General features: G+C 63.0%; 22 protein-coding genes and 3 pseudogenes. 15 read left to right on the forward strand and 10 right to left on the reverse strand.

Annotated elements, in window-relative coordinates; genetic code table 11:
* Nucleotides 1-71: 71 nt before the first annotated feature.
* Nucleotides 72-1,397: an MFS transporter gene (locus PPL01S_RS20700; RefSeq protein ID WP_016395106.1), complete on the reverse strand. Its 1,326-nt coding sequence runs from the start codon at nt 1,395-1,397 to the stop codon at nt 72-74.
* A gap of 248 nt (nt 1,398-1,645) precedes the next feature.
* Between PPL01S_RS20700 and PPL01S_RS20705 the strand changes: the two genes are divergently transcribed.
* The 9 genes and pseudogenes from PPL01S_RS20705 to PPL01S_RS20745 form a co-directional block, all read left to right on the forward strand.
* Nucleotides 1,646-3,211, forward strand: a complete 1,566-nt coding sequence (locus tag PPL01S_RS20705) for a sensor domain-containing diguanylate cyclase (protein WP_028624910.1) — start codon at nt 1,646-1,648, stop codon at nt 3,209-3,211.
* A gap of 118 nt (nt 3,212-3,329) precedes the next feature.
* Entirely contained in the window at nt 3,330-3,497 is a 168-nt protein-coding gene (napE, locus tag PPL01S_RS20710; protein WP_016395104.1) for a periplasmic nitrate reductase, NapE protein, read from the forward strand.
* 33 nt (nt 3,498-3,530) lie between these two features.
* A complete protein-coding gene (locus PPL01S_RS20715; RefSeq protein WP_016395103.1) occupies nt 3,531-3,791 on the forward strand; it encodes a chaperone NapD in 261 nt (86 codons plus the stop codon).
* Nucleotides 3,788-6,286 carry a nitrate reductase catalytic subunit NapA gene (napA, locus tag PPL01S_RS20720; RefSeq protein ID WP_028624909.1) on the forward strand — a complete coding sequence of 833 codons (2,499 nt, stop codon included), beginning with the start codon at nt 3,788-3,790 and terminating at the stop codon, nt 6,284-6,286. Before PPL01S_RS20715 ends, napA begins: the two co-directional genes overlap by 4 nt.
* 11 nt (nt 6,287-6,297) lie before the next feature.
* A complete protein-coding gene (locus PPL01S_RS20725) occupies nt 6,298-6,783 on the forward strand; it encodes a nitrate reductase cytochrome c-type subunit (protein ID WP_016395101.1) in 486 nt (161 codons plus the stop codon).
* A 9-nt stretch (nt 6,784-6,792) separates the two neighbouring features.
* Complete coding sequence (locus tag PPL01S_RS20730; RefSeq protein ID WP_016395100.1) at nt 6,793-7,389, forward strand: cytochrome c3 family protein; 597 nt, start codon at nt 6,793-6,795, stop codon at nt 7,387-7,389.
* 232 nt (nt 7,390-7,621) lie between these two features.
* Nucleotides 7,622-7,894, forward strand: a pseudogene (locus PPL01S_RS20735) (helix-turn-helix domain-containing protein); the annotation flags it as partial.
* A gap of 1 nt (nt 7,895) precedes the next feature.
* A pseudogene (locus tag PPL01S_RS24820) lies at nt 7,896-8,336 on the forward strand (arginase family protein); the annotation flags it as partial.
* Nucleotides 8,279-8,813, forward strand: a pseudogene (locus tag PPL01S_RS20745) (sodium/glutamate symporter); the annotation flags it as partial. The pseudogenes PPL01S_RS24820 and PPL01S_RS20745, both read left to right, overlap by 58 nt.
* A gap of 48 nt (nt 8,814-8,861) precedes the next feature.
* Here the strand turns inward: PPL01S_RS20745 and PPL01S_RS20750 are convergent.
* Both PPL01S_RS20750 and PPL01S_RS20755 read right to left on the reverse strand, forming a co-directional pair.
* Nucleotides 8,862-9,800 carry a malate dehydrogenase gene (locus PPL01S_RS20750; RefSeq protein WP_016395096.1) on the reverse strand — a complete coding sequence of 313 codons (939 nt, stop codon included), beginning with the start codon at nt 9,798-9,800 and terminating at the stop codon, nt 8,862-8,864.
* A 119-nt stretch (nt 9,801-9,919) separates the two neighbouring features.
* Complete coding sequence (locus PPL01S_RS20755) at nt 9,920-11,713, reverse strand: alpha/beta fold hydrolase (protein WP_033743016.1); 1,794 nt, start codon at nt 11,711-11,713, stop codon at nt 9,920-9,922.
* A 341-nt stretch (nt 11,714-12,054) separates the two neighbouring features.
* On the opposite strand from PPL01S_RS20755, the gene PPL01S_RS20760 reads away from it, so the two are divergent.
* Nucleotides 12,055-12,855 (forward strand): FAD-dependent oxidoreductase, encoded by an 801-nt coding sequence (locus PPL01S_RS20760; protein ID WP_081663664.1) that lies wholly within the window; start codon nt 12,055-12,057, stop codon nt 12,853-12,855.
* Between the two features lie 96 nt (nt 12,856-12,951).
* On the opposite strand, the gene PPL01S_RS20765 is transcribed toward PPL01S_RS20760, so the two are convergent.
* The gene (locus tag PPL01S_RS20765; RefSeq protein ID WP_016395093.1) at nt 12,952-13,668 is read right to left on the reverse strand and encodes a murein L,D-transpeptidase catalytic domain family protein; all 717 of its coding nucleotides are present in this window, start codon (nt 13,666-13,668) and stop codon (nt 12,952-12,954) included.
* A gap of 152 nt (nt 13,669-13,820) precedes the next feature.
* Nucleotides 13,821-14,867 (reverse strand): L,D-transpeptidase, encoded by a 1,047-nt coding sequence (locus PPL01S_RS20770; RefSeq protein ID WP_255212399.1) that lies wholly within the window; start codon nt 14,865-14,867, stop codon nt 13,821-13,823.
* A 116-nt stretch (nt 14,868-14,983) separates the two neighbouring features.
* Between PPL01S_RS20770 and PPL01S_RS20775 the strand changes: the two genes are divergently transcribed.
* The 3 genes from PPL01S_RS20775 to PPL01S_RS20785 all read left to right on the forward strand — a co-directional run bounded on the left by PPL01S_RS20775 (nt 14,984) and on the right by PPL01S_RS20785 (nt 17,697).
* Complete coding sequence (locus PPL01S_RS20775) at nt 14,984-15,910, forward strand: transporter (protein ID WP_244212777.1); 927 nt, start codon at nt 14,984-14,986, stop codon at nt 15,908-15,910.
* A gap of 149 nt (nt 15,911-16,059) precedes the next feature.
* Nucleotides 16,060-17,247: an NnrS family protein gene (locus PPL01S_RS20780; protein ID WP_016395090.1), complete on the forward strand. Its 1,188-nt coding sequence runs from the start codon at nt 16,060-16,062 to the stop codon at nt 17,245-17,247.
* 9 nt (nt 17,248-17,256) lie between these two features.
* A complete protein-coding gene (locus PPL01S_RS20785; RefSeq protein ID WP_016395089.1) occupies nt 17,257-17,697 on the forward strand; it encodes a CopD family copper resistance protein in 441 nt (146 codons plus the stop codon).
* Between the two features lie 305 nt (nt 17,698-18,002).
* Here the strand turns inward: PPL01S_RS20785 and PPL01S_RS20790 are convergent, their stop codons facing one another.
* The 4 genes from PPL01S_RS20790 to PPL01S_RS20805 form a co-directional block, all read right to left on the reverse strand.
* A complete protein-coding gene (locus PPL01S_RS20790; RefSeq protein WP_016395088.1) occupies nt 18,003-18,557 on the reverse strand; it encodes a YdeI/OmpD-associated family protein in 555 nt (184 codons plus the stop codon).
* Between the two features lie 13 nt (nt 18,558-18,570).
* Nucleotides 18,571-19,101 (reverse strand): hypothetical protein, encoded by a 531-nt coding sequence (locus PPL01S_RS20795; RefSeq protein ID WP_016395087.1) that lies wholly within the window; start codon nt 19,099-19,101, stop codon nt 18,571-18,573.
* Nucleotides 19,102-19,149: 48 nt separating this feature from the next.
* A complete protein-coding gene (locus PPL01S_RS20800; RefSeq protein ID WP_016395086.1) occupies nt 19,150-19,962 on the reverse strand; it encodes a hypothetical protein in 813 nt (270 codons plus the stop codon).
* A gap of 96 nt (nt 19,963-20,058) precedes the next feature.
* On the reverse strand, nt 20,059-20,508 hold the full coding sequence (locus tag PPL01S_RS20805) for a hypothetical protein (protein WP_016395085.1): 450 nt from the start codon (nt 20,506-20,508) through the stop codon (nt 20,059-20,061).
* 255 nt (nt 20,509-20,763) lie between these two features.
* On the opposite strand from PPL01S_RS20805, the gene PPL01S_RS20810 reads away from it, so the two are divergent.
* Together PPL01S_RS20810 and PPL01S_RS20815 are read left to right on the forward strand one after the other, a co-directional pair.
* Complete coding sequence (locus tag PPL01S_RS20810; protein ID WP_016395084.1) at nt 20,764-21,135, forward strand: DUF6632 domain-containing protein; 372 nt, start codon at nt 20,764-20,766, stop codon at nt 21,133-21,135.
* Nucleotides 21,136-21,281: 146 nt separating this feature from the next.
* Complete coding sequence (locus tag PPL01S_RS20815) at nt 21,282-21,533, forward strand: hypothetical protein (protein WP_016395083.1); 252 nt, start codon at nt 21,282-21,284, stop codon at nt 21,531-21,533.
* Between the two features lie 73 nt (nt 21,534-21,606).
* On the opposite strand, the gene PPL01S_RS20820 is transcribed toward PPL01S_RS20815, so the two are convergent.
* The gene (locus PPL01S_RS20820) at nt 21,607-22,836 is read right to left on the reverse strand and encodes an MFS transporter (protein WP_016395082.1); all 1,230 of its coding nucleotides are present in this window, start codon (nt 22,834-22,836) and stop codon (nt 21,607-21,609) included.
* Nucleotides 22,837-22,839 lie beyond the last annotated feature (3 nt).

A 22,839-nucleotide genomic window follows, 5' to 3' on the forward strand; every position in this document is an offset into this window, starting at 1 on the left:
GCTCGCGATGCGCCGCGCGGGCGGCGCTCGATCTCATGAGCGCCAGAACTCCCCCGCCAGGCACCCCGCACCTACACCGCCTCAACCCCCCGCGGGGCCATGAAGTACAACCACACCAGGGCAATGAAATACACCGCCGGAATCAAGGTGAACAGCACCGCATAGTTGTTGTGGGTGAAGGTCAGCACACTGCCGACGATCTGGGTCATGAACATCCCGCCAATGGCCGCGCACATGCTACCGAAGCCGAACACGGTACTGACCAGGTGCTTGGGCGTGTAGTCCATCAGCAGGCTCCAGATGTTCGCGGTCCAGGCCTGGTGCGCACCCACCGCCACGGCAATGGCCAGCACGGCGAGCCACAAGCCGCTGGCGTTGGCGGCGAAGGTCACGCTGACGATGGTGCAGGCGAACAGCAGCATCGACACCAGCCGTGCCCGGGTGGCGCGCATGCCGCGACCGATCAGCCACGACGAAAGTATGCCACCGCCGATGCTGCCCACATCCGCGGTCAGCCAGATCAGGATCAGCGGGATGCCCATCTGGGTCACGCTGATGCCCAGATCGTACTGCTGGTTGAGAAACGGCGGCAGCCAGTACAGGTAGAACCAGAACACCGGTGCGGTGATCGCGAAGGCCACGGCAAAAGCCCAGGTGCCGCGCATGCGCAGGATGCGGCGGAACGGCACGCGCACCGCCTCGGGCTCGGCTTCCTGCTGGATGTAGTCGAGCTCGCTCTGGCGCACGTGGGGGTGCTCTTCGGGGTTGAAGTATTTCAGGCCCCACAGCACCACCCAGGCCAGGCCCAGGCAGCCCATGGCGATGAAGGCGGCCTGCCAGCCCCAGGCGGCGAGGATCACCGGCAGCAGCGCCGGGGTGATCATGGCGCCGACGTTGGTCCCGGCGTTGAACAGCCCGGTGGCGATGGCCCGCTCGCCGGCCGGGAACCACAGCCGCGTGGTCTTCACGCAGGCGGGGTAGTTGGCCGCCTCGGTCAGGCCGAGGATGAAGCGGCAGACCATGAAGCCGGCAGCGGACGTTGCCAGGCCATGGGCCCCGGTGGCCAGGCTCCAGAGCAGCACGGCGACGAAGAACGCGCGCTTCACGCCGACCTTGTCGATCAGCCGGCCCTGCAGCAGGAAGCCGATGGCATAGCCCACCTGGAACCAGAAGTTGATGTTGGCGTAGTCCATCGCCGTCCAGCTCATGTCCTTGGCCAGGATCGGCTGCATGATGCCGAGGGCGGCGCGGTCGATGTAGTTCAGGGTAGTGGCGAAGAACACCAGGGCGAGCATGCCCCAGCGCGTCTTGCCGACGGCGAAGGCGCCGCGAATCTTGCTGCCGATGGAGCCCTGGGGCAGGGGCGCCAGGGTGGTGTCGATCTTCGAAGGCGTCATGAGCTTGTTTCTTGAAATTGTAGGGAACTGCCGATTGCACTGTGCTTGCGGCCGGGATCGGGGCAGAGGGGCCTGCAAGACAAGGAAATGGTGAGCAGTGCAGGCGAGGCCGTCAATGCAAGGTTGTGGGCTATCGTTCGATTATCGAACGCATATGGGGTCGAATGATTTGGGGATCCGGGCAGCCAGCCGATCGTCGCCGAGCTAGCCTGTAGAGCGTGACCTCGGCGACCGATTCGGACTATCAAATGAAGCGTATCTGGCCTCTGTTGCTCGATCTGCGCGCACTCGTGCTGCTGTTCGTGCTGTTGTCGGTGCTCGCCACCGTGTGCAACAGCCTCATCGTCGCCTATCGCATCCAGCGCGATGCCCTCGTCGATTCCACGCTCGAAGCCAACCGTGCCTACGCCGCGAAACTGGCGTCGAGCATCGAGGCCTTTCTTCATTCGGCTCAGCGGCGCATGAAGTACAGTGCCCTGATCCTGGCGGACCACTGGGATGATCCGGCGGTGCTGTCGGCAGAAGCCAACCGCCTGCGGGACCAGGACCTGGACCTCAATGCGGTCGCCATCGTCGCTGCCGACGGCAGGGTGTTGCAGACGGCGCCGAAGGTGCTGCGCAGCGGCCACGATGCGACGCTGGACTCGGCGCTCATGGAGCAGACCCTGCATGCACGCAAGCCCATGGTCAGCTCGGCCTATACCTCCCGTTCCGGGCATCTGGTGCTGTTCATCTCGCAACCTGTCACCCGCGCCACGGGTGAATTTCTCGGGGTGATCGGCAGTTCCGTCTATCTCAGGCAGCAAAGCGCCTTGCATACGCTGATCAGCAGCCACTTCCATCACGAAGGCACCCTGGTGTTCGTCGTCGATGATAACCGGCGGGTGCTGTATCACCCCGATCAACGACGGATCGGCGAGATCTTCTCGGCGAGCCCGGCGGTGGACCTGGCGCTTCGCGGCGAGTATGGCGCCATGCAGGTGTCGGACCGCGACCAGGCGCAGATGCTGGCCGGTTACGCGCCCGTGGTGGGCACCGGGCTTGCCATCATCGCCGAGCAGCCACGGCAGCGCACCTTGGCGCCGTTGTCCGAGCTGATGGGCCAGACGCTGATCGGCATGCTGCCGGCCAGCATCATCGGCTTGGGGCTGATCCTGGCGGGCACCAACCTGATCGTGCGACCCCTGCGTCAGCTGTCGATCACCGCCACGCAGTTGACCGCGCCCCAGGCCGAATCGCAGTTGCTCAACGTGCAGGCCTGGTACCGCGATGCGGCGGCGATACGCCGCGCGCTGCTCAGCGGTGTCAGGCTGCTGCAACAAACCCTTGGCCGCCTGAACCAGGAAGCGCAGAGCGACGTCCTGACCGGCCTGGCCAATCGCCGGGCGATGAGCACCTTTCTCGAGCTGCTGACCCAGACCGAACAGCCCTATGCCGTGCTGGCCCTGGACATCGATCACTTCAAGCGGGTGAACGATGTGTTCGGCCATGACGTCGGCGACCTGGTGCTCAGGCACGTCGCCGATATCCTCAAGATCAATTCACGGGCCAGCGACCTGGCCTGCCGCAGCGGGGGAGAGGAGTTCATCCTCATCATGCCCGACACCCCCCTGGCGGCAGCCGAAACCATCGCGCAGCGGATCCGTGAGAATGTGGCGACCAGCCAGACGCCGGCGGTGGGCCGGCTGACGCTTTCGGTGGGCGTGGCCTGCAGGGACGAACAGGCGCCGACCGCCGAGGCGGTGTTGAAGCTGTCGGATGAGCGCCTGTACAAGGCCAAGCAGCAGGGGCGCAACAAGGTGGTATCCGGCTGATCCTTCGATCCGGTTCTCCACGTTGACATTGAACCCTTGTGAAAGCCATCGGTCGCGCCACCTGCACCGTGGGTCAAGTTGATCTAACCTTCAGGCAAGTCTGCCTGGAGGTCGATCCATGCCCCCTGACCCAGCGCGCAAAAGCGAGCGTGGCAAGGAAACCCGCCTTTTCCTGTTCCTTGTCGCCTGCCTCTTTCCCTTGCTGTCTGTAGCCATCGTCGGTGGCTACGGGTTCATCATCTGGATTTCGCAGATGTTGCTTGGCCCTCCCGGGCCACCCAACTGATGACACCTGACCGACATCCCTTGGAGCCTGCGCATGGATGAGCCCCTGCACATCGCCAGCCTTCTGGTTCACGCCCGCCCCGAGCTGTTCGCCGCCGTGAAGGCCAACCTGCGCCTGTTGCCAGGCCTGGAACTGCATCAGGAAAGCCCCGCTGGAAAGCTGGTGGTGGTGCTCGAGGCCGAGCACGAAAGCCAGATCCTCAAAAGCATCGAGCAGATCAGCAACATTCCGGGCGTGCTCAATGCCGCGCTGGTCTATCACGAACTCCTCGACCCTGCAGGAGACATCGAATGAGCATGACTCGTCGGGAATTCGCCAAGGCCCACGCCGCTGCCATTGCCGCCGCGGCTGCCGGCCTGCCGATCTTCAGCAGTGCCAGCAACCTGGTGACCGAAGCGGACATGGTCACCCTGGAATGGAACAAGGCGCCCTGTCGTTTCTGTGGCACCGGCTGCAGCGTCATGGTCGCCACCCGGGACAACCGCGTGGTCGCTACCCACGGCGATATCAAGGCCGAGGTCAACCGTGGCCTGAATTGCGTCAAGGGTTACTTCCTGTCGAAGATCATGTACGGCAACGACCGCCTGACCCAGCCGCTGCTGCGCATGAAGAACGGCCAGTTCGACAAGCAGGGCGAGTTCCAGGCCATCAGCTGGGAACAGGCCTTCGACATCATGGCGCAGAAGTACAAGGAGGCCTTGAAGAACAAGGGGCCCGAATCCATCGGCATGTTTGGTTCGGGGCAGTGGACGGTGTGGGAAGGCTACGCCGCCAATAAGCTGATGAAGGCCGGTTTTCGCAGCAACAACATCGACCCCAACGCACGCCACTGCATGGCATCGGCGGTGATGGGCTTCATGCGCACCTTCGGCGCGGACGAGCCGATGGGCTGCTACGACGACATCGAAGCCACCGATGCCTTCGTGCTCTGGGGCTCGAACATGGCCGAGATGCACCCGATCCTCTGGACCCGGGTCACCGACCGGCGCCTGAGCCAGCCACACGTCAAGGTGGCGGTACTGTCCACCTTCGAGCATCGCAGCTTCGAGCTCGCCGACATCCCCATGGTGTTCAAGCCGCAGACCGACCTGCTGATCCTCAACTACATCGCCAACCACATCATCGAAAGCGGCGCGGTGAACAAGGACTTCATTGGCAAGCACACGCGCTTCGCCCAGGGCGCCGATGACATCGGCTACGGGCTACGTCCGGACAACCCTCTGGAAACCCGGGCCAAGAACGCCGACAAGGCCAACACCTGGTCTGATATTTCCTACGAGCAGTTCGCGGCCTTCGTCAAACCCTACACCCTGGAACGCGCCGCGAAGGAAAGTGGCGTGCCAGCCGAGCGGCTCAAGGCCCTGGCCGAACTGTATGCCGACCCCAAGCGCAAGGTCGTGTCGTTCTGGACCATGGGCTTCAACCAGCACACCCGGGGCGTGTGGGCCAACAACCTGATCTACAACATCCACCTGCTCACCGGCAAGATCAGCGAACCGGGCAACAGCCCCTTCTCGCTGACCGGGCAGCCCTCGGCCTGCGGTACCGCCCGTGAGGTCGGGACCTTCTCCCACCGCCTGCCCGCCGACATGGTCGTGGCCAACCCCAAGCACCGTGCCACCGCGGAAAACATCTGGAAGCTGCCGGCCGGTACCATCCAGGAGAAGGTCGGTTTCCATGCGGTGCAGCAGAGCCGCATGCTCAAGGACGGTGTCCTCAACGTCTACTGGACCCAGGCCAGCAACAACATGCATGCCGGCCCCAACATCATGCAAGAGGTGCTGCCGGGCTGGCGCAAGCCCGAGAACTTCGTGATCGTTTCCGACGTGTACCCCACCGTTTCCGCCCAGGCGGCCGACCTCATACTGCCAAGCGCCATGTGGGTGGAGAAGGAGGGCGCCTACGGCAATGCCGAGCGCCGTACCCAGTTCTGGCATCAGCTGGTGAGCGCGCCCGGGGACGCCCGCTCGGACCTGTGGCAGTTGATGGAGTTCTCCAAGCGATTCACCACCGAAGAGGTCTGGCCGGCCGAGCTGGTGACCGAGGATTACAAAGGCAAGACCCTGTACGAGGTGTTGTTCAGGAACGGTCAGGTCGACCAGTTCCCCGTCGAGCAGATGGAGACCGGCTACAAGAACGACGAGGCCAAGGCCTTCGGCTTCTACGTGCAGAAAGGCCTGTTCGAGGAGTACGCCCGCTTTGGTCGTGGCCACGGCCATGACCTGGCCAATTTCGACCAGTATCACAGCGAGCGCGGGTTGCGCTGGCCCGTGGTCGATGGCAAGGAAACCCGCTGGCGCTACCGCGAAGGGCTCGACCCCTATGTGGAAAAAGGCACGGATGTGCAGTTCTACGGCTACCCCGACAAGAAGGCGATCGTCTTCGCCTTGCCCTATGAGCCGCCGGCCGAAGCACCGGATGACCAATACCCATTCTGGTTGTGCACCGGCCGGGTGCTGGAGCACTGGCACACCGGCTCCATGACCCAGCGGGTGGAGGAGCTGTACAAGGCTGTGCCCGATGCCCTGGTGTACATGCACCCCGAGGATGCCAAGGCCTTGAACGCACGCCGTGGCAGTGAGGTGAAGCTGGTCAGCCGGCGCGGCGAGATCCGTGCGCGCATCGAGACCCGAGGCCGCAACAAGCCGCCACGCGGCCTGGTGTTCGTGCCGTTCTTCGACGCCAACAAGCTGATCAACAAGGTCACGCTCGACGCCACCGACCCGATCTCCAAGCAGACCGACTACAAGAAGTGCGCGATCCGGATCGAATTGATCAGCATGGCTTGAGGAGAACCGTCATGCCCATTCGAATGCTGCCCCTGTTTCTTCTGGCTGCAATAGGCCTGGCGCTGGCTGCCGAGGTCAATTATCCCCTCGATGCCCCGGGGCCCGACGGACGCCGCCCGGGCGGCACCCTGACCCAGACCATGCCGGCCCCGCCGATCGCCAACGACGAGAACCGCGACATCAAGCGCGAGCGCAACTACCCCGACCAGCCGCCGACCATTCCCCATGCCATTCGCGGCTACCAGATCGACATGAACGGCAACAAGTGCCTGGCGTGCCACAGCCGGGCCAACAGCGCGAAGAGCCAGGCCACGGCGATCAGCATCACCCACTACATGGACCGCGACGGCCAGGCCCTGGCAGCGGTGTCGCCGCGGCGTTATTTCTGCAACCAGTGCCATGTGGTGCAAAAGGAGGTACAGCCGCTGGTGGGCAATGGCTTCGAGACCATCGACAAGCTCTTGCAAGACGACGCCAACGCCGCGCAGAAACGTTGAGGAGGCGCCATGAAATCACTGCTCGCCTTGCTCAAGGAATACTGGGGCATCCTGCGTCGCCCCAGTGTGTATTTCAGCCTGGGCTTCCTGACCCTGGGCGGCTTCATCGCCGGGATCATTTTCTGGGGCGGCTTCAACACGGCACTGGAGTTGACCAACACGGAGAAGTTCTGCACCTCGTGCCACGAGATGCGCGACAACGTGTTCGTCGAACTGCAGGACACCATCCACTACACCAACCGTTCCGGTGTGCGTGCCAGTTGCCCGGACTGCCACGTGCCCCATGAGTGGACGCACAAGATTGCGCGCAAGATGCAGGCCTCCAAGGAGGTCTGGGGCAAGCTCTTCGGCACCATCGATACCCGCGAGAAATTCCTCGACCACCGCCGTGAACTGGCCGAACACGAGTGGGCGCGGCTCAAGGCCAACGACTCGCGCGAGTGCCGCAATTGCCACAACTTCCAGTTCATGGATTTCACCCGCCAGAGCAAACGCGCCGCCGCCATGCATTCCACCTCACTGGCCAACGGCGAGGCCACCTGCATCGATTGCCACAAAGGCATTGCCCACAAATTGCCGGACATGAGTGGAGTGAAGGGCTGGTGACCTGTCTCGTAGCCCAAGCCCTTTGCGAAACCCATCATGTAGGAGCCGGCTTGCCGGCGATGAGCCCGGGCCAGGCAAAGTTGGACTGCCTGTCAGGGCCCTATCGCCGGCAAGCCGGCTCCCACAGTCGGGGGGATTCCCATATTTTTTTATGCATGAGTTTTCCCATTGTGTGGGAATCCAGTTTCACCCTTTGAGAAAACCGTGTGCACCATGTCGGCAAGGAGCACACATGAACTACACCAGCCCCACCGATCGCCTGCTGCAGATCCTCGTCGCCCTCGGTCAGGCCGATGATGCGGTGGCGGCCAAGGAGTTGAGCCTGCAGCTGGAGCAACCCTTGAGCAGCACCTACCGGCACCTGAAGACCCTGCTGCGCTGGGGGCTTGCCGAAGACAACGGCTACGGCCGCTACCTGCCGGGGCCTGCCTGCTTGCAGCTGGCGAAGAAATTCGACCGCCAGGCGCTGCTGGTATCCCAGGCGCTGCCGGAGCTCAAGCGCCTATGAAGGCGTAAGCCGCAACCAGGGCCGCACGGGCGCACGCCTCGGTCCGTCGGCCCTGCGCAAGGCGCTGGCCAACCTGGCCTGGCGCGGTGAGCGGCCGGTCTATGACAGCGGCGATATCGCCTGCCAGGGCACTGACCTCGAAGGCGCGCAATGGGCCTACGCCGAGCGTGTCACGCTGCTGCTGGAGCAGGGGCACTTGCCCCTGGGCCTGGGTGGCGGGCATGAAATCGCCTACGCAAGCTTCATGGGCCTGGCCGAACACTTGCGCCGTGTGGAGGCTCGTCCACGCATCGGTATTGTCAATTTCGATGGGCATTTTGACCTTCGCCACGCCGAGCAGAGCAGTTCCGGCACGCCGTTCCGGCAAATCGCCGAGTACTGCGAGCAGACAAGATCCTGTTCGTCTACCTGGGCGCTTGCTGGGGCCTGGCACTGCTGCAGAACCTGGTGGGCGTCGGCATGGCCAAGGTACTGGGGATCGACCCGCTGCTGGGGATCATGGCCGGTGCGGTGTCGCTTGAAGATTCCGGACAACGCGGTCAGCACCTTGGGTGACATCAGCCTGCGCATGTTCCTGACCATGGCCATGATGAGCCTGAAGTTCTGGGAGCTGGAGCAGCTGGGCCTGCCGTTGCTGGTGATCCTGGTGGTGCAGGTGCTGATCATGATCGCGCTGTGCGTGTTCGTGCTGTTCCGCCTGTTCGGCGGCAACTACGATGCCGCGGTACTGTGCGCAGGCTACATGGGCCACGGCCTGGGCGCCACGCCCAATGCGGTGGCCAACATGGGCGCCATCTGCGATCACTACAAGGTGTTCTCGTACAAGGCTTTCATCATCGTGCCGCTGTGTGGTGCGGTGCTGATCGACATCGTCGCCTTGCCGGTGATCACCTGGTTCATCAACGCGTTCAGTTGATCGACAGCGTGCAGCGCCTGGTCGAGCAGGCGCTGCACGCAGGGGCGGTCATGGCGAGGACATCGCCTTCATTTCAGCGATGTCCCGCACCACCTGGTCTGCCGAGTGGTCGAACATCGCCTGCTCCTTGGCATCGAGCTGCATCTCGATGACCCGCACCAGGCCATCGTCCGCCAGCACGCAGGGCACCCCCATGGCAATGTCGGTGCGCCCGTACTCGCCGTCCAGAATCGCCACCGTCGGCAAGATGCGGTTTCGCCCATTGGCGATGGCATCGACCATCTGCGCAATGGCCACGCCCGGCGCATCGCAGGCGCTCCCCACCTTCTTCAAGCCGAGAATCTCGCCGCCTCCCTGACGGGTACGCTCGACGATCCGCTCGATCTGCTCATCCGACAGAAAGTGCGACAGCGGCACCGAACCCACCGCGCAGTAGCGCATCAGCGGCACCATGCTGTCGCCATGCCCGCCCAGCACCAGCGCCGTGATGTCGCGCGCGGAAAACCCGGTTTGCTCGGCGATGAAGCACTTCATGCGGGCGGTATCCAGCACGCCCGCCTGGCCGAACACCTTGTCGCGCCCCAGCCCACTGATGCTCCAGGCCCGATAGGTCAGCACGTCGACCGGGTTCGACACCACCAGCACCGTCGCCGACGGCGCATGGCGCTTGATATCCCCCATGATGCCGTCGAGGATCGGCAGGTTGATGCTCAAGACGTCCTGGCGCGACTGGCCAGGCTTGCGCGGCACGCCGGCGGTGATCACCACCAGCTCGGAATCCTCCAGCAGTTGGGCATCGGACCCGCCATGAACCCGGGTGTCGGAGCCGGACTCGACAGCCGCTTGCCAGATATCCAGCGCCTTGCCCTGCGCCAGGCTGCCCTGGACATCGATCAAGGTCATCTCGCGACAGTATTCTTCCCGGGCGATGATCTGCGCCGCCGCCTCACCCACGATTCCCGCACCCACGATTGATAGCTTGTTCAACGTGCACCTCCCTGCGGCTCGCGCCATCAGGGCGCGCCCGCGTATAGCAAGAAGTATCGCCTGCGCACAGCAAAAGGCCACCCGAAGGTGGCCTATAGTTGCCTCGACAGGGGGCAGCTTCACCGCTCCATGACATAGGTGCCAGGTGCAGGGCAGAGCGGCGGGTACTTGCGCGAGCCGAGTCTCTTCGGCGCCGGCAGGCTCTCGCCCGAGCGCTGCCCGATCCATTCACGCCAGTGCGGCCACCAGCTGCCTTGCTGGCGCTCCCCGGCGTTCTCCAGCCAGGTTTCCGGGGCCTCGGCGTTGGCAGGCGCTGCGTAGTAGAACGACTTGGGGTTGCCCGGCGGGTTCACCAGACTCTGCAGGTGGCCGGCATTGGACAGCACGTAGGTGGTGTCCTCGCCGAATAGCCGGGCGGTGCCGTAGCAGCCTTGCCAAGGGGTGATGTGGTCGGTGGTGCCGCCCACTACATAGGCGCCCACCTGCACCTGGGTCATGTCGATCGACTCGCCGGCGATCTCCAGGGTGCCCGGGTTGCTGTAGGGGTTCTGCTGGATCAGGTCGAGGTAGTCCGCGTGCAGCTGCGCGGGCAGCCGCGTGGTGTCGTTGTTCCAGGCCAGGATATCGAAGGCCGGCGGCTTGTTGCCCAGCAGGTAGTTGTTGACCCAGTAGTTCCAGATCAGGTCGTTCGGACGCATCCAGGCGAACATGCGGGCCATGCCCTGGCCGCTGAGCACGCCCTTGCGCCGGGAGCTGGCCTTGGTCGCGCGCAGGGCGGAGGGGGTGGTGAACAGCCCCAGGGTGGTGTCGTCCAGTGCCGAGGGCATGTCGAGCACGCACACGGCCCAGCTGGTGTTGGCTACCTTGTGGCCTTCGCCACGCGCCGCCAGCCAGCCCAGGTAGGCCGCCAGGGTGATGCCACCCGAGCAGGAGCCCCACATGTTCACATCCGGGCTGCTGGTGATCCTGCGTGCCACGTCGACCGCCTGGTCCAGGCACAGCGCGTAATCGGACAAGCCCCAATCGCGGTGCTCGCGGGTGGGGTTGCGCCAACTGATGACGAACAGGGTCACGCCGCTGTCCTGAATCCACTTGATCAGGCTTTTTTCCGGCGCCAGGTCGATGGCGTAGTACTTGTTGATTTGCGGTGGCGACATCACCAGAGGGCGGGAGAAGACGTTCTCGGTGGTGGGTGCGAACTGCAGCAGTTCGAACATCTCACAGCGGAACACCACCTGGCCCTTGGCCGTGGCGATGTTTTCGCCAACCTTGAACGGGGTGCTGTCGACCTGCCTCGGCAGGCCGCGGTTGTTCAGCACGTCCTGGCCAAACTGGCGCAAGCCTCTGGCCAGGCTCATGCCGCCGGTGTCCACCAGCTTGCGCAGCGCCGCCGGATTGGTCAGCGGCGAGTTGCTCGGTGCCACGGCGTCGGCCAGCAGCGCCGCGACGAAGCGGGCGCGGCTCTTTTCCAGCGGGGCCAGGTCGGTGGACTCGATGAAGCGGGTCAGCTCACTCTGGCCGGCCAGGTAGCTCTGCAGCAGTGCACGCAGGAAGGCGTTGGACTGCCACGCCGGGTCGGCGAAGCGCTTGTCCTTGGGGTCCGGCGCGATGCCGGAGTTGCCACCGACGATGCCGCGCAGCGCCTTCAGGTAGCCACCCACATGGGCGCCAGCCTTGAGCGGCGACTTGCCCACGGCCTTGAGCAGATAGCCGGCGGAGCTTGCCAGGTCGGCCGGGCGCACGCTGACCAACGGGTTGCCCGCCAGGGTCTGGTTGGCAGCGGTGCCGATCAGTTCCTGATGCTGAGCGTTGTCAGGGAGGTTGACCACCTTGCGTGCGCGCCGCTTTCGGGCGGTAGCAGGGGGACGCTGGGTGGGCGTTTCAGTCTCGCGTGTACGGGTGGTTCTGCTCATGACGGCTCTCGTGTCTCCGGGCTCGGTTTTGTTGTGCTTCGACTCTAGTTCAGCGATGGCCGGGGGGACTTCTCATCCCACGACAGCGGATTTTCATTTCATGACGGCAGGGCGGGTGGGGCGACGAGTTGACGGGACGGGACGGTACTGGGGCCGCTTCGCGGCCCATCGCCGGCAAGCCAGGCTCGCACATGTGCAGCGCAGACCTGGCAGCGGGTGATACTCCTGTGGGAGCCGGCTTGCCGGCGATGCGGCCGGGGCTGATACCGAATGAAGCGTTGACATTGCGTACACTGAAGAACATGCATGTCCCTGCAGGCATTCGTTCTTGAGGTGAGATCATGGCGCACTCCGACGTTCTCATTGTTGGCGCTGGCCCGACCGGGCTGGTGCTTGCGCTTTGGCTCACCAGACAAGGCGTCGCTGTAAGGATCGTCGACAAGAGCAGTGGGCCAGGCGAAGCTTCTCGCGCCATGGCTGTACAGGCCCGCACGCTGGAGCTCTATCGTCAGCTCGATCTGGCCGAGGCAGTGATAGATGCCGGCTATAAAACCCCTGCCATGAACCAAGGCAAGGCGCCCGATGCATTGCTCGACAGCTACCAGATCGAACGCCAGGCCTTTGCCCGCACGCTGGTGGAGACCACTGACAGACTGTTCACGTTGGTTACCGCCCAGGGCGGATTTGCCGACTTTGTGCGCACGCGCATCGCGCCGATCTTCGCCAGCGTTGCGTACAAGCGTGAAAGCGTCCGTGAGTATCTGTTCCGGGTGATTTCGCAAACCACCCTTGATTACCGCGGCAGCCCGTTGAGTCAGGGCAAGGCCGGTGGCGTTCAGGGCGGTGATCGCCTGCCTTGGCTGACTGGGGGCGCAGCGGACAACTACGCATCACTGGCAGCCATCGAGTGGCAAGTGCATGTTTACGGCCAAGCCAAGGCAGACCTGTCCCAATGGTGTGCAAAGCACGGCATTGCACTGCATGTGTTCGCTTGGGAGCAGGCTTGCGAGAAAGCCGGCTTTGGCAGAAATGCTGCCTATCTGTTGCGGCCCGATAGCTATGTCGCGCTGGCTGATCCTGAGGGGGAAGCTTCCACCTTGAGCCGGTATTTCGAGGCGCGCGGCGTTGTGCTGCCCTCTTGAAGAAAATCGTCCTCGCAAGTGTCCAATGCTGGCCTCATCGCCGGCAAGCCGGCTCCCACAGGGACATCAGCGGCCTTCAGGTCTGTGCTTTAGCACCTACTTGCTGGCCAGCGCATGATCAGCCAGCGAACAGCTCTGGGCGTTGAGGTAGCGCGACTTCTTCAGCCAGTCCTGCTGCGGGTAATAGGCGAACACATAGCTGCCGCGTCGCAGCGTATCGATCAGCTTGCCGGCAATGGCCGGGCGAACGGCAGGGCAGCCCTGGCTGCGCCCCAGGCGACCGAGGCCGGGCACGACCTTGGGGTCGGCATACGCGGCGGCATGCATGACGATCGCCCGCGACATGCTGTTGTCGTTGAACCCAGGCTCCAGGCCCTGCAGGCGCAGCGAGCGGCCGTGCTTGCCGCTGTAGGTCTGGCCGGTTTGGTACAGGCCGATGGAGGATTGGTAGCTGTTGGGGGCGTTGGAGAACGTGGTCGGCACATCGGCGCCACTGTTCTTGCCGTGGGCAACCCACTCCTCGAACAGCAGTTTGCGGGCGCGCAAGTCGAACACCCACAAACGTTTGTCACGCGAGGCCTTGGAATAGTCGATCACCGTCAGCAACTTGTCCTCGTCGTCGTGACTGGCGCAGGCGTAGGCGGTGAGTGCCAGCTCCAGGGTCGAAAGGCTGGCGTTCGGTGCAAGCTGCTGCAACTCGGCGGCGCTGGGCAGCGATTGCGCGCAGGCGGTATGCCAGGCGCCAAGGAAAAACAGGCCAATACCGGCCAAGGAGAGCCGCACGGCTCCCCGCAAGGGTTCGAACATCGACATGGATAATCCTGTTGAAAAACCGGTCTGCAAACGTAGACAGGTGCTAAGTCCTGATGGTCGGTTCTGCTGTGTTTCTGCGTTGTTACGAGCGATACATCAGCTGGCTTGAAGCCAAAAGCCACTACTTTGCTTGATTTCTACAGGATTGCCGATCATTTCTTGACCAATGGTTTAGCTTCTTCACCGTCGTCGGTTGTGATCACCGTGAATTTTCCATCGCTGCGGGTCTCTCGGGTGGACGCCCAATCGGTGATCACCAGCATCGTGCCGACGTCCATCGCCGTGCGTAGATGACGGCGGAATTCCGGGTTCATGCTCAACTGCCCCAATTGATCATAAGGGGTATCCCCGTACTCCGGGTTGCTCATGCCCACCACCGACCAATGCAAGGGTAGCGCAGCATCGAGTGCCAGGGCGGATGGCTTTTGCAACAGGGAATACACCGCCATGCCACTGCGATGCTTGCCGCTCTCCAGCGACACTGGCGCCGAGCCGATCAACTGGCCGCCGCGATAAACGTAGGCGCGCAGGTCGGCGCGACTGATCAGAATCGACAGTGGCCCCGACGTCGGGTCAGGATCGTTCCAGAACTGCTGGTTGCTCAGGACCAGCGGGCCCTGGGCTTTGCCTTCGCTGACGGTGGGCGCCAGCACACCGGGGTGGTAGACCTCCACCGGGGCACTGTGGGTGTCGGAAACGATGACGGTGGTCGAACTGAAACCGGTGACTTCATACAGCTTCTTGGCAAAATCCATCGGCAGGCGCACGCAACCATGCGAGGCGGGGTACCCCGGCAGATGGCCAGCGTGCAGGGCGATGCCGTCCCATGTCAGCCGTTCCATGTAGGGCATCGGTGCGCTGTTGTAGAGGCTGGATTTGTGCTCGACCTTTTTCTGCAGAATGCTGAATACCCCGGTGGGGGTTTCCCGGCCTGGCTTGCCGCTGCTCACGGTACTGACGCCGATGGCGATGCCATTGCGATAGACGTAGGCACGTTGCTCGGTGAGGCTGACCACGACGGTCACCGGCCCCACCGGCGAGACCTGCGGGTACCAGAGAAACTGGCCAGGCTTGAGACTGTCGAGCTGGTGCCTGAGTTCGGCCGGGGAGGGCACCTGCAGCGGGGCCGCTTCGACCCATGCGGCGGCAAGCAACAGGCCCAGTCCGAGCGGTATATGCAACATCGAATCCTTCCTCATGGATGCATGGCGCCAGCTTAATCTGAACATTCACCGTCCGGCAAATGCGTGGAAGTGCTGCCATGCGCTACAACATACATACCGCTGCGTAACCGCCAGGAGGCGCGTGAATGTGCATGCCACACGAACCCTGCGCCAACTGGCTTGCCCGGGCCGCGGCCGCTTCGCTTGTGCTGCTGGCCGGCGCGGCCGCTGCCGAAGACCTGGAGCCCAGGTCATACAGCAATACGCCTGTCGGCATCAATTTCCTGCTCATGGGCTACAGCGACCTTGATGGCAGTGTCACGGCCAACCCTTCAGTGCCGCTGCAGGACGGCAAGATCAGGATCAAGGCGGCGGTCTTTGCCTTTGCCAGGTCTGTGGACGTATGGGGGCGATCGGGAAAGTTCGACGTCGTCCTGCCCAGGGCGCATCTGAAGGGGTCTGCACTGTTCGCCGGTGAGCCCAGGGAACGTGATGTGACCGGGCTGATCGATCCAAGATTTCGCTTCTCGGTCAACCTGTATGGCGCGCCAGCGCTGTCCCTGGCCGAGTTCGCCGACTATCAGCAGGACGTGATCATCGGTGCCAGCCTGGCGGTCACCGCACCCCTTGGCCAATATGACCCCGGCAGGCTGGTCAACCTAGGCAACAATCGCTGGTCATTCAAGCCGGAACTCGGGATTTCCAAGCGGCTGGGAGCGGTGACCCTGGAGCTGGCAGCAGCGACGACCTTCTTCACCGACAATGACGATTACTTTGGCCGCCGCACGGCGTCCCAAGACCCGCTCAATCAGCTGCAGGGGCATCTTATCTATGCCTTCGACAACGGTGTGTGGGTCTCGCTGGATGCGACTTACCTGGCCGGCGGCAGCACCTCGATCGATGGCGTCGGCAACCACGATTATCAAGAGAACACGCGCTACGGGGCCACCCTGACCCTGCCGATCAACCGCAACCATTCGCTGAAGCTGTCGGCGAGTCATGGTGCATATACCCGTACCGGCAGCGAGTACGACGGTTATGCGGTGGTCTGGCAGTACCGCTTCGGCGGAGGGCTTTGACAGGTCAAGGGCCACTTCGCGGCCCATCGCCGGCAAGCCGGCGATGAGGCCCGTACGAACACCTGTACTTTCTGGATCACTCCTTGACGCCGATCATGTCTGGCAAGACTGGATTTGGCACGATGGGGTAGCCGCCGGAGGATGCAATCATGCAGATTCTCGACAAACGCAAGGCCATGAACACCCCCCCGCTGCTGCGCCTCGGCTTCAGGCCCTTCTTCCTGCTGGGCAGCCTGCTCGCGGCGCTGGCGATTCCACTCTGGATCACCGCGTTCCAGGGGCTGCACGCACTGCAACAACCCATGGGCGGATGGCTCGCCTGGCATCGTCACGAACTGGTGTTCGGCTTTGCCGGCGCCATCATCGTCGGCTTCCTGCTCACCGCCGTACAGACTTGGACGGGCCGGCCCAGCCTGTCCGGCAAGCCTCTCGCTCTGCTGGTGGCGATGTGGGTGCTGTCCCGGCTGGCCTGGTGGCTGGGTTCGCCGGCGTTGCTGGTCGTGGCCAACCTGGCGTTCCTGGTCGCGGCGACACTGGTCATGGCGCGCTTGCTCTGGGCCGTGCGCCAGCGCCGCAACTACCCGGTTGTCGCCGTGCTGGCGCTGTTCACCTTGGCCGACCTGCTGGCGCTGGTCGGGGTCGCCCACGGGCAAGATGGCTGGCAGCGGCAGGGCGTCTGGGCTGCCGTGTGGCTGGTGGCGGCGATGATGGGGTTGATCGGTGGGCGAGTGATTCCCTTCTTCACCCAGCGCGGCCTGGGGCGCACGGCCATGGTCCAGCCCTGGCCTTGGCTGGACTGGGCGCTGCTGGGGCTCACTGCACTGCTGGCTGTCCTGCATGCCGCCGGCGTCGGGCTGGTGGCGCAGGCATGGCTCGCCTTGCCATTCGCCGCGCTGGCGCTCGGTCACGGCATCCGCCTGGTGCGCTGGTTCGACGCCGGGTTGTTGCGCGTGCCGCTGCTGTGGTCGCTGCACCTGGCCTACGCCTGGATGGTCGTCGCCTGCGCGGGCATGGCGCTCTGGCATGGCGGGCTGATCGCCGGCCCCAGCCAGGCGCTGCATGCGCTGACGGTCGGCGCCACCGGCGGGATGATTCTGGCGATGCTGGCGCGGGTGTCGCTGGGGCATACCGGCAGGCCGTTGGCGCTGCCTGGCGGGCTGACGCTGGCCTTCGTGCTGCTCAACCTGGGGGGGCTGCTGCGTGTCTTCGGCGTCGGCTTCCTGTATTTGCCGTCGCTGTGGCTGTCGGCTGCCTGCTGGGCCTGCGCCTTTGGCCTGTACCTCTATCGCTACGCCCCCATGCTCTGTCGCACCCGCGCCGACGGGCATCCCGGATGAGGAGCTGACATGGTCTACCTGCTGCTGAAATTCGCCCACCTGGCCGCTGCCGCCTTCTTCGTCGGCGGCGTGTTCTTCGAAGTGATGATCCTCAGCCGGGCCGCCCGCAGCCTGGAACCCGGGCCGCGCGAGCAGCTGTCCAGGGCGCTGGGGCAGCGGGCGCGCAAGGTCATGCACTGGGTGGTGCTGGTACTGTTCGGTGCCGGCCTTGGGTTGGCCTGGCATTACCGCGGCGCGCTGGCCGATCCTTTCGCCAGCAGCTTCGGGACGCTGCTGACGGTGAAGATCTGCGTGGCCCTGAGCATCTTCGGGCATTTTGTCGGCGTGGTCTTGCTGATGCGCACGGGGCGCATGACGCCGGCGCGTTCACGGCTGATCCACCTCAGCGTGCTGGTGCAGATGGTCGTCATCCTGTTCCTGGCCAAGGCGATGTTTCTGTTGAGTTGGTAGTGTTCGCCATGGCGGTTTTAGCGACCATGAGACCGAGCGCCGCCCGCGCGGCGCATCGCGAGCTGCGCTCGCTCCTACGTTTGTTTTTGGCCAGTAACGCCTGTCACAGGCACGCGCGACCGCCCTGGTGGCAGGACGCGATATCGAGCCAAGCGCCAAGGCGTTCGCGCACAAACCCCACAGGCATAATTGGCCAAAAATAAACGTAGGAGCGAGCGCAGCTCGCGATGCGCCGCGCGGGCGGCGCTCGGTCTCATGGTCGCTGAAAACGTCATGGCGAGCAAATCACAGCGCTCGATACCCTCTCAAGAATCTTCTGCCTCCGGCGCCCTGAAGGCCTTGCTGTAATAACCGGACGGGTCGAAACAGCAAACGTGCTTCTTGCCGGAGGCAAGCATGTCGCAGGCATCAGCAATGCGTTTCGCGCGCGTCTTGAGCTGCTTGGCCGAAGTAACCCAGTGTATCCAGTCTATTCGTGCGAGGGTCGTCGTCTTGTTCCAGACTGAACGCGCCTCGGGCTTGGCCTGCAATGCCTCCTGAAGATCTGCCGGGATGTCGGGCTCGGGCTCCTTCGCTACCGGGGCCAACTCGAGTGTGACGATATCCCCGACTGCCACACCTGCGGCTTCGAGTAACCCTGCATTCACCCGCAGCCAATGGCTCAGCTGTCCATCCGGCTCGAGGGTCGCCTGGAAAGCGTGCCCATTGAGGGTGCCTGCAACGGTCGTCCTTCCTCGCCTCGGAAGCGCTTCACTTGCGTCTCTGGGCAGAACCACGAACGCCCACGACGTGTCATTTCCAGGTTTTGCCGGACGAAGAAGCTTTGCTTCGAATCGGGATTTCACATCGACTGTTGTCATTGCAACGCCTGGCTCAGGCTCCTTCGGCAGATTCAGCAGGTTTTGGCGGCAGCGGACCAATGAACATCATTTTCAGTCGATCACGACCTATGACGCGTGCCAGTTCCGCGATGACGCAGTACATGAAAATCAGGGTAATGAGCAGGATCTGTATGGCCCAGAAGCGCGGCCAATTCATCGAGGACCACAGCAGGGAATTCGCGTCCATGAAACTCGGAGCCTCTTTCCAGTAGTCGTAAAGCCGCTCCAGGTAATGCACCACGAGCGCGACCAGGGCATACATGAGTGTCTTCCAACTGACATTCCATATCAGCGGCTTGTCAGGGAAACGGTTGATGAAGGGCAACATGTCTGCCACCAGAACAGACTTTCCAAGCACCAGGGATGCAATCAGCACGGATGCTGAAACGGGAAGGTCCACCCCCGACCCCTTGATCATGAGTGAACGGATAAGGGCCACGATGTGCAGAATGATAAAAAAGAATATGGTCGGGGGAAGCGCTTTCATGAATTCATGTTTGATCTTCAGTAGCACGTTATTCATTGCCGCTCCTTCAGTAACTGAATCGTTTCGGCAGACTGCGGATATCAATCAATGGGGAAACAGTAACGTCACCGCTGCGCGGAACCCCCAGCCTTGAGGCCCATCTCCAGATCTATCCAGCCAATACCTCGGGCCAGCCTGGATTGTCAGGGGCTGGCCACTGATTTTCAGCAGTTGGGTGACGGTCAGGTTGACGGGTACGGACCACTCGCGTGCTTGCCAATCATAGGTTGATTCGGAGTTGATACCGTACGTGGTGTGCGTCTTGGTGGTATAGGACAGGAAGGGTTGCAGGAAAGTCTGGTTGACCTTTTCCTTCTCATCCGGCGGGGCACCATCAAGGCCCCAGATGTGGTTGGCGAGTATGCCGCGGGTCCAGCCATTTGATTGCTTGAGCGCCACTGCGGTAGGGCCCAGGCCCCATTGCTCGTTGCCAAGCAATTCATCACTGCCGGTTGGAATCAGCAATGCCGGACCCGCGCCAAGAATCCAACCACTGTCGGTGGGTTTGCTGGGGGAGAAGAAAAAGCTTTGCGTGATATCCCCGGCACCCGATTTGTCCGCCGCGCCATTGGGGGCCAAGCCATGCTGGTCGACAAGAGGGAGGATGGTACGTGAAATGAGGTTCCAGTCCTCGTTCAACTGGAACGGCAGCACTGGCTGAATGTTGGTTACGCTGTGCATGCCCTCACCGGTGGGCCCCATCTTCTGATCCCAGTTGTACTGCACGGGCAGGCTGTACATGGCCGCCACAGGGTTGAGCGCTGCCTTGGCCAATTCCGCCGAATCTTCGGCATGTGCACTACTAGACTCTAGGACAACCATCATAACGAACAACCACGTGAGATGAATTCGTTGCATCTGCTCTCCCTGCTGGTAGGTACTGCGTGCGGGCCCGCAGCACTCGAGGTCAACGTCTCTCCCCGGTTGGTTAGAAAGGCATTGGCGTCATGTACTTCAAGGTGCCGTTTGATTGATGTTCCCGCAGAAAATATCGATGCTGCCGTCGGCCGGTGTTGTTCGGACAACGATAGAGTGCGTGTGGGCATACAACGCCGACATCGTGATATTGGCAGTTCTTGAGTACCTCCATGTACGTACTCTTGCCATGCGTTCGGTGTCGACGCGGTCATTCAGTGCGTATGCCATTGGCCCGGGTTGCTGGCAGCTACCTTTGTTTATGAACGTGTAGAGGCGCAAGGGCAGGGTGGTTCCGTTCGGAACGCCGCCTATGAAGAAAGTGAGGCCGGTCTGTGTGCCTTGGCTGGACAGCGTGACGTTGGCTATCTGGCCTGCGTTTTGCCGAGTCGCTTCAAGGTCAACGGTGACTGCATGATTGGCCGAGGTAGCGCAGCCCAAGGTGCTTGCCATTACCAAGACGATGGGTAATTCATGTTTGAAGTTCATTGTCGACCTCCTGTGAGGGAGTAGATCAATGATCAATCAAGTGTAGCTCATGAACTGAATCGACCTGGGTTCACAGGCAAGGCTTGCACACGTGCAGCGCAGGCAGGCTGTTGCTGCTCCTGTGGGAGCCGGCTTGCCGGCGATGACGTCGGCACTGACTAAAGCGCTGCTTGCTCTGCTGCCGGAACTGCTTGAGCAAATCGGACTTCCCGTCCATGGTGTTCAAACCTCATCAGCACTCAAGAGGTGTCCGTCATGCCCTTAGTCGATCGCCTCAGGTACCTGCGCGTCGCGCTGGTCTTGGCCGGCCTCGCGTGCCTTGCGCTCTACCCACTGATGGTGTTCTGGCCGTCCGGCTGGGCCTGGCACGTCGGTCACTCGGACTACCCGATGATGATCGTCGGCCTCTACGCCACACTTGGCGTGTTCCTGATCCTGGCTGCACGTGATCCTTTGGCCAATCTGAGTCTGATCGGGTTCACCGTGTGGTCCAGCGCCGTACACGGAGCAGTCATGGCCGTCCAGGCGGTCAGCCAGCCAGGGCAGATGGGGCACTTGGCAGGTGATGTGCCAGCGCTCTTCATCGTGGCGGTTGCCTTGGCCATCCTGACGCCCCGCTCGCGATAAGCCGCGTTCGATCACATGACGTGCAGCCCGCCCTTGGTCACGCGCCGTCAAGGTCATCCGTGTTTCGAGCCACGCGCCTTGGCTTTGGACATCGCCGCAGCCTGGTTTAATCTGCGCCGTCTACATCAGGTTTTACAAGGACGTCCATGATACCTGTCTCGATGCCGGAACCCTTCGACTTCGGTCCCGTTCATTATCCTGCCGACATCCAGGTCAGCCGCTATCAAGGCCAGATGCTGTTCAGCCTGCCACCGGGGGCGCAAGCTCAGGATCGAGGTACTGGAGCACCCATTGAGGGTGGGCAGACGGTGGTGCAGAGCATGGAAGGGGAGGTGCTGGGGGTGCGAAACAACCGTTCGATGGGGGTCTTTTTTCCTGACGAAATCATAGTGCGATGAAGTTCGATGAGCGGGTGGGAGCGCAAAGCGGCCCCGACAACACGGGCGCGAGATGGCATACAACCCGCACCGATCAGTTGGCAGGCTGCGCCGCCAGGCTATTGCTGACGCTGCGGCCCAGCACCAGCACGGTGACGAAGCCGCAGCCCACCAGGGCGGTGGCCAGGCTCAACAGCACCGCAGTGCCCAGCTGGTCGACGATCTGCCCGCCGAAGAACGAGCCCAGCGCGATGATCACCTGGAACATGGCGACGAACAGCGGCATGCCGCGTTCGACATCCTTGGGCGCCACGACGAACATCCAGATGCTGGCACAGGCCGGGAACGCGCCGAAGGCAAACCCCCACAGCGCGATCAGCATGGCAGCGCCGGTCATGCCGGTGGCGAAGTGTGGGAACAGGGCGGTGCTGGTGGCGATCATCAGCGCGACCAGCAACAGGGTATGACGCACGCTTCGATTGGCGGCGAAGCCGGCAAAGATGTTGCCGGCCACCCCGGCCACGCCATACAGCAACAGCAGCGAGCCGATGGTCGGCCCGTCGAAACCGGCGCTTTGCTTGAAGAACGGGGCGACATAGGTGTAGGCGGCAAAGTGCGCCAGGCCGATCAGCAATACCGCGATCAAGCCAACCCGGGCTTGCGGGTTGATGAACAGCGCCGGCAGGTCACTGATGCGAATGGCCTTGTCCGGGTTGAGCCGCGGCAGCAGGAAGAGCTGCGCCAGCAGCACCGGCACGCCCACCAGTGCGGTGACCAGGAAGGTCATGCGCCAGCCCATCAGGCCGCTGAGCCAGGTGCCCACCGGCACACCCAGCACGGTGGCCAAGGTCACGCCGACCATGATGATCGAGGTCGCCTGGGCGACGCCCACACCCTTGGGCGCCAGCCGGCCGCTCAGAGCAATGGCGGTAGCCCAGAAGCCGCCGATGCTGATGCCCAGCAGCACACGGCCGAACAGCAGCAGGTTGAAGTCGCTGGCGCAGGCCACGACCGCGTTGGCGATGATCATGATCAGCGTCAGGCCGATCAGCAGGTAGCGACGGTCCAGGGCGCCAATGCCGACCGACAGCAGCGGGGCGGCGAGGGCGGCCATGATGCCGGGCAGGGTCACCATCAGGCCGGCGTGGCCTGCACTGATGCCGAGGTCGCTGGCGACATCGTTGAGAACGCCCACCGGGAGGAATTCACTGGTCACCAGGGCGAAGGCGCCCACGGCGACCGAGAGAATCGCCAGCCACTGTTGCTTGACGCTTTGTTGACGATGTTCCAGGGGGCCGTCAGGGGCCTGGCGGGTGCTTGGCATGGT

Source organism: Pseudomonas plecoglossicida NBRC 103162 = DSM 15088 (genome assembly GCF_000730665.1).
GTDB lineage: Bacteria > Pseudomonadota > Gammaproteobacteria > Pseudomonadales > Pseudomonadaceae > Aquipseudomonas > Aquipseudomonas plecoglossicida.

Excerpts from the sequence above, each read along its gene's own strand:
- PPL01S_RS20775 (WP_244212777.1), top strand. The coding sequence starts at position 14,984 with ATGCCACACGAACCCTGCGCCAACTGGCTTGCCCGGGCCGCGGCCGCT.
- PPL01S_RS20815 (WP_016395083.1), top strand. The coding sequence starts at position 21,282 with ATGATACCTGTCTCGATGCCGGAACCCTTCGACTTCGGTCCCGTTCAT.
- PPL01S_RS20765 (WP_016395093.1), bottom strand. The coding sequence starts at position 13,668 with ATGTCGATGTTCGAACCCTTGCGGGGAGCCGTGCGGCTCTCCTTGGCC.
- PPL01S_RS20730 (WP_016395100.1), top strand. The coding sequence starts at position 6,793 with ATGAAATCACTGCTCGCCTTGCTCAAGGAATACTGGGGCATCCTGCGT.
- PPL01S_RS20820 (WP_016395082.1), bottom strand. The coding sequence starts at position 22,836 with ATGCCAAGCACCCGCCAGGCCCCTGACGGCCCCCTGGAACATCGTCAA.
- PPL01S_RS20770 (WP_255212399.1), bottom strand. The coding sequence starts at position 14,867 with ATGAGGAAGGATTCGATGTTGCATATACCGCTCGGACTGGGCCTGTTG.
- PPL01S_RS20800 (WP_016395086.1), bottom strand. The coding sequence starts at position 19,962 with ATGCAACGAATTCATCTCACGTGGTTGTTCGTTATGATGGTTGTCCTA.
- napE (WP_016395104.1), top strand. The coding sequence starts at position 3,330 with ATGCCCCCTGACCCAGCGCGCAAAAGCGAGCGTGGCAAGGAAACCCGC.
- PPL01S_RS20755 (WP_033743016.1), bottom strand. The coding sequence starts at position 11,713 with ATGAGCAGAACCACCCGTACACGCGAGACTGAAACGCCCACCCAGCGT.
- PPL01S_RS20795 (WP_016395087.1), bottom strand. The coding sequence starts at position 19,101 with ATGAATAACGTGCTACTGAAGATCAAACATGAATTCATGAAAGCGCTT.
- PPL01S_RS20810 (WP_016395084.1), top strand. The coding sequence starts at position 20,764 with ATGCCCTTAGTCGATCGCCTCAGGTACCTGCGCGTCGCGCTGGTCTTG.
- napA (WP_028624909.1), top strand. The coding sequence starts at position 3,788 with ATGAGCATGACTCGTCGGGAATTCGCCAAGGCCCACGCCGCTGCCATT.
- PPL01S_RS20785 (WP_016395089.1), top strand. The coding sequence starts at position 17,257 with ATGGTCTACCTGCTGCTGAAATTCGCCCACCTGGCCGCTGCCGCCTTC.
- PPL01S_RS20780 (WP_016395090.1), top strand. The coding sequence starts at position 16,060 with ATGCAGATTCTCGACAAACGCAAGGCCATGAACACCCCCCCGCTGCTG.
- PPL01S_RS20760 (WP_081663664.1), top strand. The coding sequence starts at position 12,055 with ATGGCGCACTCCGACGTTCTCATTGTTGGCGCTGGCCCGACCGGGCTG.
- PPL01S_RS20790 (WP_016395088.1), bottom strand. The coding sequence starts at position 18,557 with ATGACAACAGTCGATGTGAAATCCCGATTCGAAGCAAAGCTTCTTCGT.
- PPL01S_RS20805 (WP_016395085.1), bottom strand. The coding sequence starts at position 20,508 with ATGAACTTCAAACATGAATTACCCATCGTCTTGGTAATGGCAAGCACC.
- PPL01S_RS20715 (WP_016395103.1), top strand. The coding sequence starts at position 3,531 with ATGGATGAGCCCCTGCACATCGCCAGCCTTCTGGTTCACGCCCGCCCC.
- PPL01S_RS20700 (WP_016395106.1), bottom strand. The coding sequence starts at position 1,397 with ATGACGCCTTCGAAGATCGACACCACCCTGGCGCCCCTGCCCCAGGGC.
- PPL01S_RS20705 (WP_028624910.1), top strand. The coding sequence starts at position 1,646 with ATGAAGCGTATCTGGCCTCTGTTGCTCGATCTGCGCGCACTCGTGCTG.
- PPL01S_RS20725 (WP_016395101.1), top strand. The coding sequence starts at position 6,298 with ATGCCCATTCGAATGCTGCCCCTGTTTCTTCTGGCTGCAATAGGCCTG.